Origin of the sequence: Hahella sp. CCB-MM4 (genome assembly GCF_002260525.1) — a bacterium.
GTDB lineage: Bacteria > Pseudomonadota > Gammaproteobacteria > Pseudomonadales > Oleiphilaceae > Hahella.
Genome location: NZ_MRYI01000002.1, coordinates 396,222 through 413,862, shown reverse-complemented (window position 1 = coordinate 413,862; position 17,641 = coordinate 396,222). Strand labels below are relative to the sequence as shown.

The window sequence follows — 17,641 nt, the reverse complement described above, 5'->3', positions numbered from 1 at the left end:
TGGAAGTGAATCGAGAGAGAGAATTATCTCTCAGTTACTTTCAGTAGAAAGGACCATGAGCGAAGACCGGGCCTCAGTAATATGGGTGCGCCGGGCTTTTGTTTGTCAATGTCGATAAAAAAAGAAACAAGAGGAAACGTAATGAAGATCAAGACAGTGGGTACTGCAATCAAGTCAGTTGTAGCTGGAGTCGGAATTACCGTTGCAGCCATGACCACGCCTGTCCAGGCACAGGATTTCATTACTATTGGTACGGGCGGCGTCACCGGCGTTTACTATCCTACCGGTGGTGCAATTTGTAGTCTTGTTAACAAGACCCGTAAAGAGCACGGAATTCGCTGCTCAGTAGAAAGCACAGGTGGCTCTATCTACAACATCAATACCATTCGTGCCGGCGAACTGGATATGGGGGTTGCCCAATCCGATTGGCAGTATCACGCATACAATGGTACCAGCAAATTTGAAGAATCCGGTCCTTTCAAGGATCTGCGTGCAGTATTCTCCGTTCACCCAGAGCCTTTCACCGTTGTTGCACGCGCTGATGCAGGCATCAAGAACTTTGAAGATCTCAAGGGCAAGCGCGTTAACATCGGTAACCCGGGTTCCGGTCAGCGTGGCACCATGGAAGTATTGATGGGTGAGCTGGGCTGGAACAATGATACATTTGCCCTGACCTCAGAGCTGAAAGCTGCTGAACAGTCCAAGGCACTCTGCGACAACAAGATCGATGCCATGATCTACACCGTCGGCCACCCAAGCGGATCTATCAAGGAAGCGACTACTTCCTGTGACAGCGTTCTGGTTAACGTTACCGGTCCTGCTGTGGATAAGCTGGTTAAAGAGAATCCATTCTACCGTAAGGCAACCATTCCTGGTGGCATGTATCGCGGCAGCGATAACGATGTCCAGACCTTCGGTGTCGGCGCGACCTTTGTTTCTTCCGCCAAGGTTCCTGAAAAAGTGGTCTACGAAGTGGTGAAAGCCGTATTCGAAAACTTCGAAACCTTCAAAAAGCTGCATCCAGCTTTCGCAAATCTCAAGAAAGAAGAAATGATCAAAGACGGTCTTTCTGCTCCTCTGCACCCTGGTGCGATCAAATACTATAAAGAAGCAGGCCTGATGTAAGGCCGGCATACCCTGGCTAAGTCCGGTCAATACTGATGACCGGCTGGCCAGGGAAATTCCTTTCATACCGCCATTGTCAACACTGACCAGCTAACAGGTTTCGTGGTTATGCCCGAAATTGAAGCTTGTCTCCTTAACCTGACCGATATAGCCTCAATATCAACGCCCCGTTGTGTTGTCAGGCTATTGTGCCAATGCAGGCATCATTAATGGAGAGTCCAGGATGTCGGAATCCACGACCAATACTTCAGATAACTCTGCAGTAGACGAGTTGCTACGCTCTGAGACGGGTAGCAGAACCCTGACCGGACCTGTCGGAAAAATGGTGATCGGGTTGCTGATCGCCTGGTCCGCTTTTCAGCTATGGTATGCGTCGCCATTACCGTTTATTTTCAATTTCGGCACTTTAAATGAAGATCAGGCAAAGTTTATACACCTGTCCTTTGCATTGTTGCTTACATTCTGTTTATTTCCTGCCCGCAAAGCTTCAGCTCATGATCGTGTGACGATCTTCGATTGGGCCTATGCCATTGCCGGTGCAGTTGCCTGCCTCTATCTGCTGGTGTACCGGGATGAATTGGCCAACCGTATGGGAGCACCGATTCTGGCAGACGTTGTTATTGCAGTGATCGGCATGATTACTTTGCTTGAGGCTACTCGACGTGCATTGGGGCCACCTTTGATGGTGGTGGCGATTGTATTCCTGATCTTTACCTTCTTCGGCCAGTATATGCCGGACGTTATCGCCCATAAGGGAGCCAGTCTAAACAAGGTCGCATCACACCAGTGGATCACGACTGAGGGCGTATTCGGTGTCGCGTTGGGGGTATCCACAACCTTTGTATTCTTGTTTGTACTGCTAGGAGCCTTATTGGATAAGGCCGGAGCAGGGAACTATCTGATCAAGACGTCTTTCTCGCTGTTAGGGCATATGCGCGGAGGCCCTGCCAAGGCTGCGGTGGTTGCATCCGGATTGAGCGGCATTATTTCCGGCTCATCCATTGCCAATGTGGTGACGACCGGTACCTTTACCATTCCTTTGATGAAGCGGGTCGGTTTCCCCGGTACTAAAGCAGGGGCCGTAGAGGTCGCTGCCTCCACCAATGGACAGCTCACTCCACCTATCATGGGGGCAGCTGCATTTCTGATGGTGGAATATGTGGGGATTTCCTATATCGAGGTGGTAAAACACGCCATCCTGCCATCCATTATTTCTTATATCGCACTGGTTTATATCGTGCACCTGGAAGCTGTAAAACTGAATATGCAGGGTATTGAGCGTCGGAATAAGCCGACGATTGCCCAGCGTATGATGGTTTGGAGCATGAACATAGTCATTCTGCTGGCCTTGTCAGGTATTGTGTATTACGGCAGTACTTTCCTGGAGTCCATGTTAGGTGGCTGGTCATACCCTGTCATGATCCTGGCAGTAGTGGCCGCTTATTTCTGGCTGTTAAAAATTGCCGCAAGTTATCCAGAACTGGCGGAAGATGACGACAGTATTGAGCTGGATCACTTGCCCGAAGTTCGCCCAACGGTACTGTCCGGGCTTTACTTTGCCCTGCCGATCGTTGTGCTTCTGTGGGCGCTGGCCGTAAAACGCTATTCTCCTCAGCAATCGGCGTTCTATTCTGTCGTGTTCCTGATTGCTATCGTACTCACTCATCGCCCGTTAAAAGCGTGGTTTCGGGGCGAGACCGATTGGACCTCAAGATTTGCCCACTGCTGGAATGATTTTGTCGAAGGTCTGATCAACGGTGCCCGCAACATGGTCGGTATTGGTGTGGCCACTGCGGCAGCCGGCATTATTGTTGGAACGGTTACCCTGACCGGTCTGGGACAGATGATGACGGAATTCGTCGAATTCATCTCCGGCGGTAGTCTGATTCTCATCCTGATTTTCACAGCGATTATCTGCATCATTCTGGGAATGGGACTGCCTACAACGGCCAACTATATTGTGGTATCAACGTTGATGGCTCCGGTCATCGTCACCCTGGGGGCGGAAAATGGACTAATCGTGCCACTGATCGCGGTGCACATGTTTGTGTTCTATTTCGGGATCCTGGCGGATGACACACCACCGGTAGGACTGGCGGCATTCGCGGCCGCGGCGATAGCACGGTCTGATCCGATTAAAACCGGTATCCAGGGATTCACCTATGATATCCGGACGGCGATTCTGCCCTTCATGTTCCTGTTTAATACCCAGTTGTTGCTGATCGGCATCGACTCTGTGTTTGATTTACTTTTGACCATCGTCAGTGCGGTGATGGCAATGCTGGTATTTTCGGCTGCCACTCAAGGTTATTGGCTGGTAAAAAGTAAAATCTGGGAAAGTCTGGCATTGCTGCTGATTGCGTTTACATTGTTCCGTCCGGGCTTCTGGATGGATTATCTGTATCCACCCTATGAAACCCTGCCGGCCACTGAGCTGTATCAGACTGTGGACAAACTGCAGCCGGGTGAATTCATTCAATTGAATGTAGAAGGCGTCACTCTGGACGGCGACGAGGTGTCGAAGACCGTGTCGCTGAGCCTGAATGAAGCTCTGGATGGTGCAGAAGCCAGGCTGAATTCCATGGGGCTGATGCTGACGGAAGAAGAAAATGACTGGGAAGTGGACATGGTGGTTTTCGGTAGTCAGGCTCAGAAATCCGGGTTGGATTTTGGATGGAAAATTGTGGGTATCCAGCAGGCGTCTGACCGTCCTGCGAAAGAATGGATGTTTATACCTGCGGTACTGTTATTGGGATTGGTCGCCACGTTACAGCGCCAACGCCGGGCAAAATCGGCAACGGCGGTAGCCTGAAGGAGCTTAATTATGTACAAATCAATAGTTGTTCCTGTGGATATGTGTGAAGACGGTTTTTCCAGTCTGGCGTTAACCCACGCCAGAGAACTGTTGGACAAGAAAGGCTGTTTGCATGTGGTTCATGTGGTACCGGGCTATCAGAATCCCTGGGTAGGGTCATTTTTCCCTGATGATGCTTTTGACAAAGCTCTCAAGCAGGCGGAAAAGGACCTGGAGACCTTTCTTGAAGATTTCTTCACCGATGACAGTGTTACCTACAAGGCTTCCACCCTGGAAGGCAAACCGGCAGATATGATTCTGAAGATGGCTGATAAAGTGAAGGCGGATCTGATTGTCATGGCAAGCCACAAGCATTCCAGGATTGAAAAGGCGGTATTGGGTTCTATAGCCAACAAGGTAGTTGGTCGTGCCAAAATTCCTGTAATGGTCGTAAAAGCTCGAGATGGACGTAATTAAAGAGGTGGCAGGTGTCTGAAGCGATTGTGTTTGTGAATGGTGAATACGTCCCTGAATCGGAAGCCCGGATCTCCGTTTTTGACCGTGGCTTCCTGTTTGCCGATGGGGTTTATGAGGTCACGTCAGTGATCGAAGGCGGACTGGTGGATAACGCCGGTCACCTTGTCCGATTACGTCGTTCGCTGGGAGAAATCGGCATGAGCTGTCCCATGTCCGATGAGGAAATCACCCTGATGCAGAAGAATCTGATTGAGCGTAATCAGTTGGAGCAGGGCATGATATACCTGCAGGTCTCCCGTGGGGCAGCCCCGAGGGATTTTGCTTTTCCGGTGGATACCAAGCCTTCCATAGTAGCATTTACTCAAAGCCGTAACGTATTGAGCCCTCCGGTGGTTGAAAGAGGTCTCACTGTGGTTACGTTGCCCGATATTCGCTGGCGGCGCAGAGACATCAAAACGGTCGGATTGTTGCCCGCCTCCATGGCGAAGCAGCGTGCGGCTGAACAGGGTGCGGATGATGCCTGGATGGTAGAGGATGGGTATGTCACAGAGGGGACTTCCAATAATGCCTACATCATTGACCGTGAGCAGCGTCTGATCACCAGGCCCCTCAGTTCGGATATCCTGCCGGGAATCACCCGTAAGGCGATACTCGCCCTGGCTGAAGAGAGTGGCATGGAAATTCTGGAAAGATCCTTCACTCCGGAAGAAGCCTATCAGGCTCAGGAGGCATTCGTCTCATCCGCTACCACGTTTGTGATGCCGGTAGTCTCCATTGATGGCCATGCGATAGGTGATGGAAAGCCGGGACCTGTTGTAAAACGCCTGCGCGAGCTCTACATCGACTTTGCCAGACGAACTCTTTCCTGAGAAAGGACTTCTGTGAGTAAGGATTCCAGTGGATAAAGACACCTGATTGCTGTCAGGACTGAGTTTGTTCGAATTTTGTGCGAATTGTAGATAAATGTGATAAGTGGTGCGCTATTTCAGCGCACATCTGTACGCTTGAGCTCAATAGCGACTATAGTTACTGAGGTGAGCTTTTCTTATCACCATGAAGTGACTTATGTGGATCAGGCTGATTATCGCAACTATTCTCGTTATTCAGGGAGCGGTGTGCTTTGCGCTTCCGGTTAACGATATATCTGAGAAGCCTGGTCCATATGATATTGCCCTCGAGTTCCTCGAAGATCCTGATCTCACGCTAGGGATCGACAACATATCTCAAGTGCCGCCGGAGAACTGGCATTACATTGCCGGAGGCGGCACCAATTTCGGGTATAGCCGTTCTCAGTTCTGGACCCGTTTTGCCCTTCATAATCAGGGAAAGACAGTCGGCCACTATGTGGTGGAAGTGGGGTATCCACAGCTGGATCAGGTGGAATTTTTCCTGTTTTCCAATGGTCGCCTGGAAAAGGAATTGCTTATTGGCGATCGACATCCTTTCCAGCCACGGGAAATTGATCATCCGAATTTTCTGCTGCGGGTACCGCTGGAACCGGGGCAGTCCAAGACGATATATATTCGTACCCAAACCGAAGGGGCCATGCAGTATCCGTTAAGGGTGTGGCAGGAAAAGGCGTTTTTCGAAGCCGCTTCGGCTGAAACCAAGCTGCACTTCTATTACTACGGCCTCATCACCATGATGATCCTTCTCAACATTGCTATTTTCGTGATGTTGCGAGAGGTTACCTATCTGTATTACGCCCTGGCCTTGCTGGGGAATATGGTCTTTTTCTTCTGTCTGCGTGGATTCTTTGCGCAACACATATTGTCGAATCACACCTGGGTGCAGCATCAGGCCATGCTGTTGTCGATACCCACGTTGTCGCTGTTTTCCATTCTGTTTGCCCGTGCTTTTCTGGATACTCCGAAGGTGATTCCCAGGATTGATCTGGCATTGAGAATATTGGCTGTTATTTCCGCAATCAATCTTGTCGGTGCATTGTTTATTCCTTATGGGATATCAATTCGCATGTCTGCTTTGCTGGCAGCGCCGCTATGGCTCATTCTCATTGTGGCGGGGCCGATTGCCTGGGCTCAGGGCAGCCGGCCTGCCATATATTTTACTTTTGCCTGGTCAACCTTAACCACCGGCTTTGTTGTCACCATGGCGCATAAGTACGGAATTCTCCCAAATACATTCTGGGCTGATTACGGTATGCAGATCGGTTCCGGAATTGAAGCGACCATTTTGACCATCGCCCTGGCGGAACGTCTGTACCAGGAGCGGGAAGAAAAAGTGAAAGCCCAGATGCAGTCGTTGAAAGAAGGCAGGGAGCGTCGTGAGGCTCAGATGCAGCTAATTCAGATGGCACTGCATGACCCGGTGACCAGGCTGCCGAATCGCAACTTGTTCGAGATGGCCATTTACGACCATATCAAGTCCGTGAACGAGAAGACCTACCTTGTGGTTCTGATGCGTATGACCCGGTTTGAGGAGATCACCAAAACACTCGGGCTGGTACATGCTGAGTCTCTCTCCCGCAGGATCGGTAAGAAGGCCAATCAGTTGGCCGCTGAACTGGGAGGAGTGAAGGCAATTGAAAAAACCAGTGACGGCAGTCACTGGGTCAGTACCTGCGATAACGATACCTTCGGTTTCCTGGTGGAAGGGGATGCCCCTACGGCACATAGCGAGGAATACAATGAGTTCATGGCGCGAATGGCCGAACCTTTTGAGTACCAAGGGCTGAATATTGAAGTCGGTGTGGCTTTCGGGGTTTCCGTTTATCCCAAGAATGGCCGGGATGCAACGAAGCTTATCCGGCATGCTCATGTGGCGCTCGAAAATGCGCGTAAAAGAAATCCTCCGCTGGCATTCTATTCTCCGCGTCGGGATGGCTATGACCAGCGTCGTCTGACCCTGATGACGGATTTACGCCAGGCATTGAGAGAGAATCTACCCATTCTTTACTATCAGCCGAAAGTCTCACTGAGTAACAATCAAGTGGTGGGAATTGAAGCATTGATTCGCTGGCGCAATGAAGCCGGTGAGTTCGTGTCTCCGGATCACTTTATTCCTCTGGCGGAGAAAACCGGGGTGATTCGTGAACTGACCCGGTGGGTACTGCGAAGAGCTCTGGAAGATTTTAAAGAACTACAGATGCTTGGATACGTGAACTCGGTATCCGTGAATATTTCTGCCAAAAATCTGATGGAACCGGATCTTGAGAAGTTTCTCAAGGAGCAGATGGAGAGCCTGTCACTGCAGCCTCATTCGCTGGTATTGGAATTGACGGAAACTGCCATCATGGAGGATCCCGGATTAGGGCTCGAAGCCCTGAACAAACTCTCGGGCGATGGAGTCAAGGTATCCATTGATGACTTTGGTGCGGGATACTCATCGTTGTCATATCTCAAACAACTGCCTGCCCGGGAAATTAAGATCGACAGAGCCTTGATTACGGACATCTGTGACAAGGAGACCTCCCGGATCATTGTGCAGACAACGATCGATATGTGTCATAGCCTGGGTTACGAAGTGGTAGCAGAAGGCGTGGAAACCCAGGCAGTGCTCGAGGTACTTGGTGGTATGGGATGTGATACGGCGCAAGGCTTTTATCTAAGCCGCCCGATGCATTTTAAGGCACTCAAATCCTGGCTGGAGACCAGGCAGTCCAGTTCGAAAACGTTATCTGCCTGACCGTTGGGCATCAGATTCCCGCTAGCCTTCAGCTTGAGCATGCCGATCTTTAACTTGAACAGGTCGAAGAGCGGTGCCCGAAGTTTCAGAACACCGCCCATCAACTTTACTCGTGACGCAGACGCAATGCTTTGGCTGCATTCACCATGGCTCGAAGAGCTGGTCGGACTTCATCCCATCCCCGGGTTTTCAGGCCACAATCAGGATTGATCCATAATTGCTGTGCCGGAATATGCTTCAGTGCTTTCTCCATTAATTCCACGATGGCCCGTTGGGTTGGGATGTTCGGGCTATGAATGTCATAAACCCCAGGCCCGATATCGTTGGGATAACTGAAATTAACGAAGGCATCCAGTAACTCCATATCCGAGCGGGACGTCTCTATCGTAATCACGTCCGCATCCAGTTCGGCGATCGCACCGATGATGTCATTGAACTCCGAATAGCACATATGGGTGTGGATCTGGGTGGCAGGCTGTACGCCGTATACACTCAGGCGAAAAGCTCTGGTTGCCCAAGCCAGGTAGTTTTTCCACTCGGACTTTCGCAATGGAAGTCCTTCCCGCAGTGCGGGTTCATCCATCTGAATAATGCGGATGCCCGCTTGTTCCAGGTCCAATACTTCTTCCTGCAGGGCCAGGGCAATTTGCCATGCGGTCTGCTCTCTTGGCTGATCGTCGCGGACAAACGACCATTGCAGCATCGTAATCGGGCCGGTGAGCATGCCTTTCATTGGCCGTAGAGTCTGTTCCTGGGCAAACTGCGTCCATGCCACCGTCATGGCTTTGGGGCGGGCGACGTCGCCATAAATAATCGGCGGTTTGACACAGCGGCTACCGTAGGACTGGACCCATCCATAACGGCTGAAGCAGTATCCGTCCAGCTGTTCACCAAAGTATTCCACCATATCATTGCGTTCCGCTTCTCCATGAACGAGAACGTCGATATCCAATGCCTCTTGCTCTGCCACCGCTTTGCGGATTTCCTCCTGCATGGCTTGGTGATACTGTTCCTGGCTGATTTCCCCTGACTTGAACTGCTGACGTTGACGGCGGATATCCGCAGTTTGAGGAAACGATCCGATAGTGGTCGTTGGAAACAGGGGAAGACCGAGTGCCTGATGTTGAAGTTGTCGGCGTACTTCAAAGGTGTCAGATCGGAAGAAGCTATCGTCGCCCAGTTGTGCCAGCTTCTCCTTGACGGAAACGTTGTTTACCAGGGATGAATGACGCCGATTGAAAATGGCACTGGCGTTGACATCCAGCTGGCCGGCGACCTTGTCTTCACCATCATTCAAGGCTATTGCCAGAATATTCAGCTCTTCCAGCTTTTGTTGGGCGAAGCTCAGCCAACCGGCGACTCCTTCGGGTAATTGATCTTCCTGTTCAAGGTCTACCGGAACATGGAGCAATGAGCATGAGGGGGCCAGCCACAGACGATCCCCCAGCTTTTCGTGTATCGGTTTAAGCCACTGTAGCAGCGCATTCAGGTCTGACCGCCAGATATTGCGCCCATCAATCACACCCAGAGAAATGGTTTTATAACCGCTGATCTTATCCAGCACGATGGTGACTTCGTCTCGGCCTCTGACGGCATCTATGTGCAGACCTTCCACGGGTAAGTGGGCGATAGTGGTCAGGTTATCCGCGAGCGGGCCGAAGTAAGTCGCCATCAGGATTTTGAGACCGGGATGACGCAATTGGTGGTAAGTAACCTCAAAGGCCTTTTTCCAGCTGTCTGGCAGGTCTAGAGCCAGGATTGGCTCATCGATCTGTAACCATTCAACGCCCAGTCGGCTGATCTCGCTCAATAACCGTGAATAAAGCGGGATAAGCTGTTCAAGAAGATCAAGGGGTTGTATCCCACTATGGCCTTTACCCAGCCAGAGATAGCTGAGCGGGCCGAGAATGACAGGCTTTGCCGCATAGCCCAGGTCTTGGGCTTCTTTGATTTGGTTAAGCAGTCGCTCCGGGTTCAATTCAAATTGAGTCTCCGCTTCAAACTCCGGTACCAGATAGTGGTAGTTGGTATCGAACCACTTGGTCATTTCCGCTGCCCGTACCGGCTCTGCCTGAGGATCCGGCGACAGCCCTCTGGCCACCCTGAAATACTGATTCAACGTTGAAACAGACGGTGAGTTCTGAAAACGCGTGGGGATATTGCCGAGAAGAAAGCTGGTATCCAAGACCTGATCGTAAAAAGAAAAATCCCCCACCGGGATTAAATTCAGTCCGGCTTGTTTTTGCCTTTCCCAGTTTTCCTTACGCAGGGCTGTGGCGACAGCTTCAAGCTGATCAGCCGTGTCATCTCCTTTCCAGTAGCGCTCAAGAGCAAACTTCAGTTCTCGTCGGGCACCGATGCGGGGGAACCCCAGATTATGTATTTTGGCCATGTCCAGTTCCATGCTGTTTGGTTAGTAACGGTTTTGCACATCCTAGACCTGTGGTACTGTGAATAAAATTGATGTTTATTCACAGTTATATGAGCAGAATTCATGTTGGAGCGTTCTCATTTAGACATCATTGCGGCCATAGAGCGATACGGTACTCTGACCGAAGCTGCTGAGCGTCTGCATCTCACCCAATCGGCCCTGTCCCACGCTATCCGCAAGCTGGAGGAAAGAGCCGGCGTCGCGATTTGGTCCAGACAGGGGCGCAAGCTGGAGTTTACCCAGGCAGGGCAATACCTGTTGTCGGTGGCTCGAACAGTGCTCCCGGTACTGGAGCAGGCAGAGGAAATGATGGCGGGCTTTGCCGCGGGGAAACGCGGAAGACTGCGCATCGGAATGGAGTGTCACCCGTGCTACCAATGGTTGTTGCAGGTGGTGAGTCCTTACCTGAAGAAGTGGCCGGACGTGGACCTGGATGTTCGACAGCGATTTCAGTTTTCCGGGCTGCAGGCAATCAAGCACTATGAGATCGATGCATTGATTACACCCGATCCCATACAGGATGATCTATTGGAATTCCGTCCGGTGTTCAACTATCAACTTGAGCTGGCCCTGCACCAGGACCATCCCCTGACAAAGAAGGACTACATCGAGCCCGAAGACCTGCAGCACGAAGTGTTGATCAGCTACCCGGTTCCCCATGAGCGGCTGGATGTCTATACCAACTTTCTGATTCCTGCGGAAATAACCCCCAGACAGAACCCCCAAGTGGAAACCACTGAGATTATGGTGGAACTGGTGGCAGCGCAGAGAGGGGTCAGTGCGATGCCCGACTGGCTGATCAGGCGTTATGCAGGACAACTGCCGATAGTATCAAGGCCGTTGGGACCAGAGGGGGTGCAGAAAAGTATTTACGTGGGAACCAGGGTGCGGGACCGGGAGATCGACTATCTCAACGGTTTTATTGAGGACTGTCGTCGCATTCAACAGTAGGACGGTGTCCCCGTCCTACTGAAGACCGATATAGGTGTTACCTGTTAGAAGTTCGCCGGCGTGGTCGCCGAGACTATCTCGCAGGGTTTGTCGTAAGGGTTTCTGAACCGGTGTGGACGGGTGGAGTCGAAATAGTAACTATCGCCTTCTTTAAGATGATAAATCTCGCCACTGACGGTGAGTTCCAATTGTCCTTTCAGTACCATGCCGGCTTCTTCACCTTCGTGGACATACATGTCTTCGCCGGTATCGGCACCCGGCTCATAGGTCTCTACCATAAATGCCAGTGCCCGGTGGCCAAAAGACTTCCCGACCAGTTTCATCTTGATATCGTTAACGGAAAGGTCCAATAAATTGGCGGGGGGGTAGACTACAGTTTGAGGCTTTTCGTCTTCAACATCCTCCGCGAAAAATTCCACCAGGGATATGGGAATGCCAGTCAGTACTTTCTTCAGCGAGCTGACGCTCGGACTGACACTGTTTTTCTCGATCATTGAAATGGTGCTGTTGGTTACACCAGCACGTTTAGCCAACTCTCTTTGGGAGAGATTTTTCTGTTTGCGAATTGCCCTTAAACGAGCTCCTACATCCAACGCTTGTCACCTCCAGGCAGTCTTTGCGACCTTCCCAGCCCGCATGCGGATGACTCCGATTGCAGCTGAGCGTTAAATAAAACAAATGGCCATTCAGTATTTTTTACAAATGTTACCAAAAGGGTGGGGGGAGACCAACGTAAACTTTTCATTTAATGCGCCTCCAGTTCACAGGGCTTGCAACTTTAAGAGATGTGTGTCAAAAATACCGAACGTTAGAACAGGATAATTTACAAATAAGCCATGACCAAGTACTTGAATCCTCATACCCATAGCGACGCACACCCTGATTCCTATTATGTGGCCACCCGGCGATACGCCGATAGCTACCCCACACTTGAAGGTGAGGTCATCGTGGATGTCTGTGTCGTGGGAGGCGGGCTCAGTGGTATCAATACCGCCATTGAGCTGGCTGAGAGAGGGGATCGCGTCGCTGTGGTGGAAGCCCGCATGATTGGTTGGGGGGCTTCAGGTCGCAATGGGGGACAACTGATCCGCGGAATTGGCCATGGCCTGGAGCAATTCCGTAAATGGATCGGTCAGGAAGGGATTGATGCGATCTCCCAAATGGGTTTTGAAGCAGTCGATATTGCCAAGCAACGTATTGAAAAGTTTTCGATCGATTGCGACCTGAAAATGGGATACTGCGATCTGGCCACCAAGGATCGGCATTATCGCGACTTCAAGGAAGACTATGAATGGTTGAAATCGACCAAATATCCCCATCATATCGAGTTATTGTCAGCTGACCGCATGCATGAGGTGGTGGGAACCGATGCCTATGTCGGCGGCTTGGTGGATATGGGCAGTGGACATGTCCACCCTCTTAACCTGATCACAGGTGAAGCCCGCGCAGCCGCGTCGTTGGGCGTGCAGATTTTCGAAAACAGTCTGGTCACCAGAATTGAAGAAAGCCCCAGTATCGTTGTCCATACCGCCAAAGGGCGGGTAAGGGCCGAAAAGCTGGTCATCTGTGGCAATGCTTATGTGGCCGGGCTGCACAGAGTTCTGGAAACCAAAGTACTGCCGGCTGGTAGCTATATCATCGCTACTGAACCACTAACCGAAGAACAATGGAGGCGTACTTTACCCCAGGATATGGCGGTATGTGACCAGAATGTAGCACTGGACTACTATCGTCTGAGTGCCGACAAGCGACTGTTATTCGGTGGCCGCTGTAACTATTCGGGCAGAGATCCCAAATCCATTGAAGGTGTCATGAAGCCGGATCTGGTCAAACTGTTCCCGTATCTGAAGGACGTCAAAATTGAATATCAATGGGGTGGTATGATTGGCATAGGAGCCAACCGTCTACCCCAGATTGGCCGGCTAACGCCGAATATCTATTACGCCCAGGCCTATGCCGGACACGGACTCAACGCGACACATATGGCCGCCAAACTGATCGCCGAAGCCATGCACAAGGAAAGCAACCGGATAGATGTGTTCGAAAAAGTGCGGCATATGACATTCCCCGGCGGCGCAAAGTTCCGCTCGCCTTTGTTAGCAATGGGGATGTTGTACTATCGGTTTATGGATTTGTTTTAACAGAATACTGCTGTGGTGGAGGAAGAGAACAATGCAACGGCTATAGATCTTCCTCCCACTCTCTTGCATATCCGTGGCTTACAAGATACCCATTAAACGAATGGAATATATACTCCATCCAAGCTTCAGTACCTTCAGATTCAAGGACTGGTACGCCTGCGCCATTGTCGGCGATAGCCTGGTCTACCATTGCCCAGTAAAACTTATTGAGATGTAGTGCTTCATCCCCATTTAACACTTCGCTTCTATTAAGAATTTCCTTGGCCAGCCTATCATTTAGGACCTCTGCATAATGCAGTGCAATTGCCCTTTCTTCCTTGTATCTATACTCAATCATATGCCTACCTTTGCTTCCCGAATAATGGACATTCTATCGGCAACCCATTCGAGTTTAGTAACCAGTTCATCTACTCGCATTCTTTTTGTAACCGTTAGTAGATAGTGACGACTGTCCTTGGGGTCGGGAACAAATTGTAGACCGTCAGGAATCTCTGTCGCTTCGAGTACCCAATACACGTCTATAGGACGCCCTTTCGCATATTTTTCTTTAAGTTTATAGATGCGTTTTAAATGCTGCCAATGGGCAGAGAAGGATAAGCCCATTTTGTCGTTTGGCAGCACCCAGGATTCGCAAGGAGAGAACAAGTAATCGCGCTTTCTGATGCCTTGAATGACTGTTCCTTCTTGAACATTAAAGTAGAGCGTGGGGTGTTCATCCCTAAGAGTTGGTCTAGCGTAGTATTTTTCAAGATCCTTTATGTAGCCACGCAAGTCTTCAAGGGTTCGAAATTGCTCCATTTGATACCTCACTCCATCTGTCTGGGTAGAGCCTACATTTCTTCTGATCTTTTCGAAATTGGCTAGAAGTTATAGGATCACCTAGTTGCTGAATGACTATGAAATATTTGATCATAAATTTTTGAATTGATTGACGAAGGACGGCATTACCCAACAACTCCAATCTTACGGGGCTTTTAAGGTGAATCCGCCACATGGCGACCAGTTACCCATATAGCGGTATTTAGCGACTCTCCCGAAAACACCCTTTTATAAACTCTTTAAACAAAACACACCGTTGAAGTTGGAACTCTGACTTCTTAAGCATCAGATAAAGCGTTTTCTCCGGTAGTCTGATACTCGGAAAAATCTCTATCAGGCTTCCTTCAGACAGTTGCCTTTCAACCGTACAATCCAACATCAACCCAATGCACATGTCTGCATTTATCATTTGATACCCAGCTTCAATATCATCAACGCGATGATGTTGGATTGAGTATAAATTCACCTGTTGCTGTTTGAGGAATTGCCTGACTTGGTAGGATAGATAATTTGCCGGTAACAGCGCCAGATTGTGGTGGTGGAGGTCTGTGTAACTTTGTGGATGACCATGCTTGGTGAGATAGTCCGGTGTGGCGCAGAATATCGGCCTGACTTTTCGAAGAGGGATTGCGATCAATCGCGAGTGGTCTTCTAATTGGCCAATACGAAAAGCAAAATCTATTGCATTCTCCTGCAGGTCCTCAAATTTCTCCGAGAGTGATATATCAAATCTGATTTCGGGATAATTTGCAGTGAATTCTCCTAAATACTCAAAAATTCCGGACCGAATCAGTGACTTGGATAATGTTAGGCTAATTGTGCCTGATAAAGCGTCCAAAGTTTCTCTCAGGCTGTCTTCTGCTCGTGAGACTTCCATCAGGATTTGTTTGCAGTGTCGGTAAAACGCCAATCCGTATTCTGTGGGTTTAATGTTGCGGTTGGAGCGTTCAAAAAGTTGGACGTTGAGGTGGTTTTCAAGCGCAGCAATCTGCTTGCTAACGGCAGAGGGCGATATATTCAAAAGTTGGGCGGCAGTACTTGCGCTTCCTTCTTCTATTACTGTTGTGAATACCTTGTATTGATTGAATTTGGCCATTTCTGATTTTCCAAAGAGTTAAGTCAGTATTGATTAAACATCACTATTTGGAAAGTGATTCTTCTTCTATAGTGGCAGAGACAAAGACCAATACAGGGAGAAAGACATGATTTTACTTGCTCAGGCTGAAGAGCTGTTTCGGCAACCTACTTCTGACTTATACCAGTATGTGACAAATATGGAGAACTATGGGGAGTGGTTTCCTGGTGTGGTAGAAATCGCCTCATTGAATGCTTTGGAGCCTGGAGAAATTGGCAAGCAATATGTAGAAACTCTGGAACTGCCAATCGGGAAGGCCCATCTGACTATTGAAGTGGTTGAGGCAATCCCTGGGTGCATTTTTATAACAAAAGGTGATCTGCAGCCTCTCTTACCCAGGATGGAGATGAGATTTTATCCGGAATCCGAATCAGAATGTCGCTTCCAGCTAAGTTATTACAGCAGAAATGATGGGCTACAGGAGACAGGGGATATCATCGCCACCCTGCGTGAAGATCTGTCTAAGCGAATTGAGAAGGCTATGAAGAACCTGCATGAGCAAGTAGTAATATAATCAAATTGACACAAGGGGATGCCCCAAGGAAATGGGGCATCTCAAATTGATAGATATTCAATTTACTGAACGATGACTCTGGCATTCACTGGCTGCACGGGTCGGTTGTTATCAAACGGGATTGCCCGTTGAAACGCCTCAACCTGCTCCTTCGAAATAGAGACCGGCTCTTTCAATACCAGCCATCTCACCCCTTCAGTACAAGGCGGTGTGGTAAGAGAACCGTTAAAGCGATAATACTCTAAAGAAGAAGGCATCAATTTGGTCGCGTCGATCGGGACATCCAAAGTTTCCTGGCCTCCTGCATGAAGAGGGAGCTGATTCCAGGCCGGCTGAAGACCTTCATTGGCCGCGCCTTGTTCAAACATCACTCCGACGACTGCCAGATTGCCTCGTTTGTCCGCATGGACAAAATGAGCTTCGAGCGGAAAACTTTGTCCATTAATGGTGTTTTCACTTGGCGAATGAAAGTGGAACTGCTTTAGTTCAAACGCTTGCCCTTCCATCCGCAGAATGTTGCCCGAGGGGAAATTGACCTGAACTGTGTGGCCGTTGTTAATAACTTTGTCGCCCTGGGTTGGGTAGTGAAGTTCGATTTCCGGCAATTCGCCGTCAAGTAACTGCGTTAAATTGATGGGAGACTGGTTTTTGCCTTGCCCGCAACTGGCGAAGTCATCATCGAGCGTTGCCCAGTAGGCCGGCCCTCTTTTCCCTGAATATGACCAGCGTTCTCTATCTTCTGAAAAAGCTTCGGGAGAAAATGCCATTCCTTCCAATAATGCTACCCACGGCATGGTCAGTGATGAAATAACGGCGGTTGGTTTCTTCAACATTGATCGATCCTTGTCGTAATAAGTTTCAGTGATTAAAAGGCAGACCAGACTGGCTGCACGAAAGACTGTTATATATGAGCAGTACTAGAAATTGGAACTTATCGATTTTTCATCTTTTCGTAAGAAAATTTTTAAAAGACTGTGTCGAAATTACTAAGGTCTATTCGACTGACTTATAGAATCTTTCATGCCCGGTTCACAAAACAGCTATGAACGGGGCTTAATTCAGCAAGAAAACAGGCACTTCAAGGAGATATAAACATGCGATTCATGATGCTGATGATTCCCAAAGGGTACGAATCTGCCGAGCCCGGAGCGATGCCGGATGTTGCAGCCGTAGAAGCCATGATGGCTTATAACAGGGAATTACAGGAAGCGGGTGTGCTGGTAGCGTTGGATGGTTTGCATCCTCCTTCGATGGGAGTCAGAGTGAGTTTCAAAGAAGGGAAGCCAACCCTGATCGATGGTCCTTTCATTGAGACTAATGAGGTATTGGGGGGATATTGGATGATCCAGGTTAATTCAAAGGAAGAGGCAATTCAGTGGGCGATGCGTTGCCCGGGCTCTGATAATGAAACCATTGAAATTCGACAGGTTCAGGAATTCGAGGATTTTCCCGAAGATATTCAGCAGGCCGCTGCCGGATATGAGGAAATGAAGAAGTGAATACCTGGCCCGGTGTGGGACACAGAATGTCTCGCGAAGAAATGAGCTTTAGCCACCTCTAGATCTTTCCAGGCAACCCTCCAGGTTTCTCCCCTTCCCATCAGGATTGA

General features: G+C 49.6%; 15 protein-coding genes. 9 read left to right on the top strand and 6 right to left on the bottom strand.

Features of this window, described 5'->3' with window-relative positions; translation table 11 throughout:
- Nucleotides 1–141 precede the first annotated feature (141 nt).
- The 5 genes from BTA51_RS05420 (at nucleotide 142) to BTA51_RS05400 (ending at nucleotide 8,041) form a co-directional block, all read left to right on the top strand.
- On the top strand, nucleotides 142–1,125 hold the full coding sequence (locus BTA51_RS05420; protein ID WP_094706401.1) for a TAXI family TRAP transporter solute-binding subunit: 984 nt from the start codon (nucleotides 142–144) through the stop codon (nucleotides 1,123–1,125).
- 223 nt (nucleotides 1,126–1,348) lie between these two features.
- A complete protein-coding gene (locus BTA51_RS05415) occupies nucleotides 1,349–3,937 on the top strand; it encodes a TRAP transporter permease (RefSeq protein ID WP_094706400.1) in 2,589 nt (862 codons plus the stop codon).
- A 12-nt stretch (nucleotides 3,938–3,949) separates the two neighbouring features.
- The gene (locus BTA51_RS05410; protein ID WP_094706399.1) at nucleotides 3,950–4,396 is read left to right on the top strand and encodes a universal stress protein; all 447 of its coding nucleotides are present in this window, start codon (nucleotides 3,950–3,952) and stop codon (nucleotides 4,394–4,396) included.
- Between the two features lie 11 nt (nucleotides 4,397–4,407).
- The gene (locus tag BTA51_RS05405) at nucleotides 4,408–5,265 is read left to right on the top strand and encodes a D-amino-acid transaminase (RefSeq protein ID WP_094706398.1); all 858 of its coding nucleotides are present in this window, start codon (nucleotides 4,408–4,410) and stop codon (nucleotides 5,263–5,265) included.
- A gap of 196 nt (nucleotides 5,266–5,461) precedes the next feature.
- Complete coding sequence (locus tag BTA51_RS05400; RefSeq protein ID WP_094706397.1) at nucleotides 5,462–8,041, top strand: EAL domain-containing protein; 2,580 nt, start codon at nucleotides 5,462–5,464, stop codon at nucleotides 8,039–8,041.
- Nucleotides 8,042–8,147: 106 nt separating this feature from the next.
- On the opposite strand, the gene metE is transcribed toward BTA51_RS05400, so the two are convergent.
- Nucleotides 8,148–10,433: a 5-methyltetrahydropteroyltriglutamate--homocysteine S-methyltransferase gene (gene metE, locus BTA51_RS05395; RefSeq protein WP_094706722.1), complete on the bottom strand. Its 2,286-nt coding sequence runs from the start codon at nucleotides 10,431–10,433 to the stop codon at nucleotides 8,148–8,150.
- 102 nt (nucleotides 10,434–10,535) lie between these two features.
- Between metE and BTA51_RS05390 the strand changes: the two genes are divergently transcribed.
- Nucleotides 10,536–11,423 carry a LysR family transcriptional regulator gene (locus BTA51_RS05390; protein ID WP_094706396.1) on the top strand — a complete coding sequence of 296 codons (888 nt, stop codon included), beginning with the start codon at nucleotides 10,536–10,538 and terminating at the stop codon, nucleotides 11,421–11,423.
- A gap of 44 nt (nucleotides 11,424–11,467) precedes the next feature.
- Here BTA51_RS05390 and BTA51_RS05385 read toward each other — a convergent pair whose 3' ends face one another.
- A complete protein-coding gene (locus BTA51_RS05385) occupies nucleotides 11,468–12,016 on the bottom strand; it encodes a cupin domain-containing protein (protein WP_094706395.1) in 549 nt (182 codons plus the stop codon).
- Between the two features lie 243 nt (nucleotides 12,017–12,259).
- Between BTA51_RS05385 and BTA51_RS05380 the strand changes: the two genes are divergently transcribed.
- On the top strand, nucleotides 12,260–13,564 hold the full coding sequence (locus BTA51_RS05380; RefSeq protein WP_094706394.1) for an FAD-binding oxidoreductase: 1,305 nt from the start codon (nucleotides 12,260–12,262) through the stop codon (nucleotides 13,562–13,564).
- A 40-nt stretch (nucleotides 13,565–13,604) separates the two neighbouring features.
- Here BTA51_RS05380 and BTA51_RS05375 read toward each other — a convergent pair whose 3' ends face one another.
- The 3 genes from BTA51_RS05375 to BTA51_RS05365 all read right to left on the bottom strand — a co-directional run bounded on the left by BTA51_RS05375 (nucleotide 13,605) and on the right by BTA51_RS05365 (nucleotide 15,479).
- Nucleotides 13,605–13,901: a hypothetical protein gene (locus tag BTA51_RS05375; RefSeq protein ID WP_094706393.1), complete on the bottom strand. Its 297-nt coding sequence runs from the start codon at nucleotides 13,899–13,901 to the stop codon at nucleotides 13,605–13,607.
- Nucleotides 13,898–14,362: a hypothetical protein gene (locus BTA51_RS05370; protein WP_094706392.1), complete on the bottom strand. Its 465-nt coding sequence runs from the start codon at nucleotides 14,360–14,362 to the stop codon at nucleotides 13,898–13,900. Before BTA51_RS05370 ends, BTA51_RS05375 begins: the two co-directional genes overlap by 4 nt.
- A 223-nt stretch (nucleotides 14,363–14,585) precedes the next feature.
- Nucleotides 14,586–15,479: a LysR family transcriptional regulator gene (locus BTA51_RS05365; RefSeq protein ID WP_094706391.1), complete on the bottom strand. Its 894-nt coding sequence runs from the start codon at nucleotides 15,477–15,479 to the stop codon at nucleotides 14,586–14,588.
- Between the two features lie 106 nt (nucleotides 15,480–15,585).
- Here BTA51_RS05365 and BTA51_RS05360 point away from each other — a divergent pair, with 106 nt between their 5' ends.
- Nucleotides 15,586–16,032 carry an SRPBCC family protein gene (locus tag BTA51_RS05360; protein WP_094706390.1) on the top strand — a complete coding sequence of 149 codons (447 nt, stop codon included), beginning with the start codon at nucleotides 15,586–15,588 and terminating at the stop codon, nucleotides 16,030–16,032.
- A 62-nt stretch (nucleotides 16,033–16,094) separates the two neighbouring features.
- Here the strand turns inward: BTA51_RS05360 and BTA51_RS05355 are convergent, their stop codons facing one another.
- Nucleotides 16,095–16,865: a carbonic anhydrase gene (locus tag BTA51_RS05355; RefSeq protein ID WP_094706389.1), complete on the bottom strand. Its 771-nt coding sequence runs from the start codon at nucleotides 16,863–16,865 to the stop codon at nucleotides 16,095–16,097.
- A 261-nt stretch (nucleotides 16,866–17,126) separates the two neighbouring features.
- On the opposite strand from BTA51_RS05355, the gene BTA51_RS05350 reads away from it, so the two are divergent.
- Nucleotides 17,127–17,531 (top strand): YciI family protein, encoded by a 405-nt coding sequence (locus BTA51_RS05350; RefSeq protein WP_094706388.1) that lies wholly within the window; start codon nucleotides 17,127–17,129, stop codon nucleotides 17,529–17,531.
- Nucleotides 17,532–17,641 lie beyond the last annotated feature (110 nt).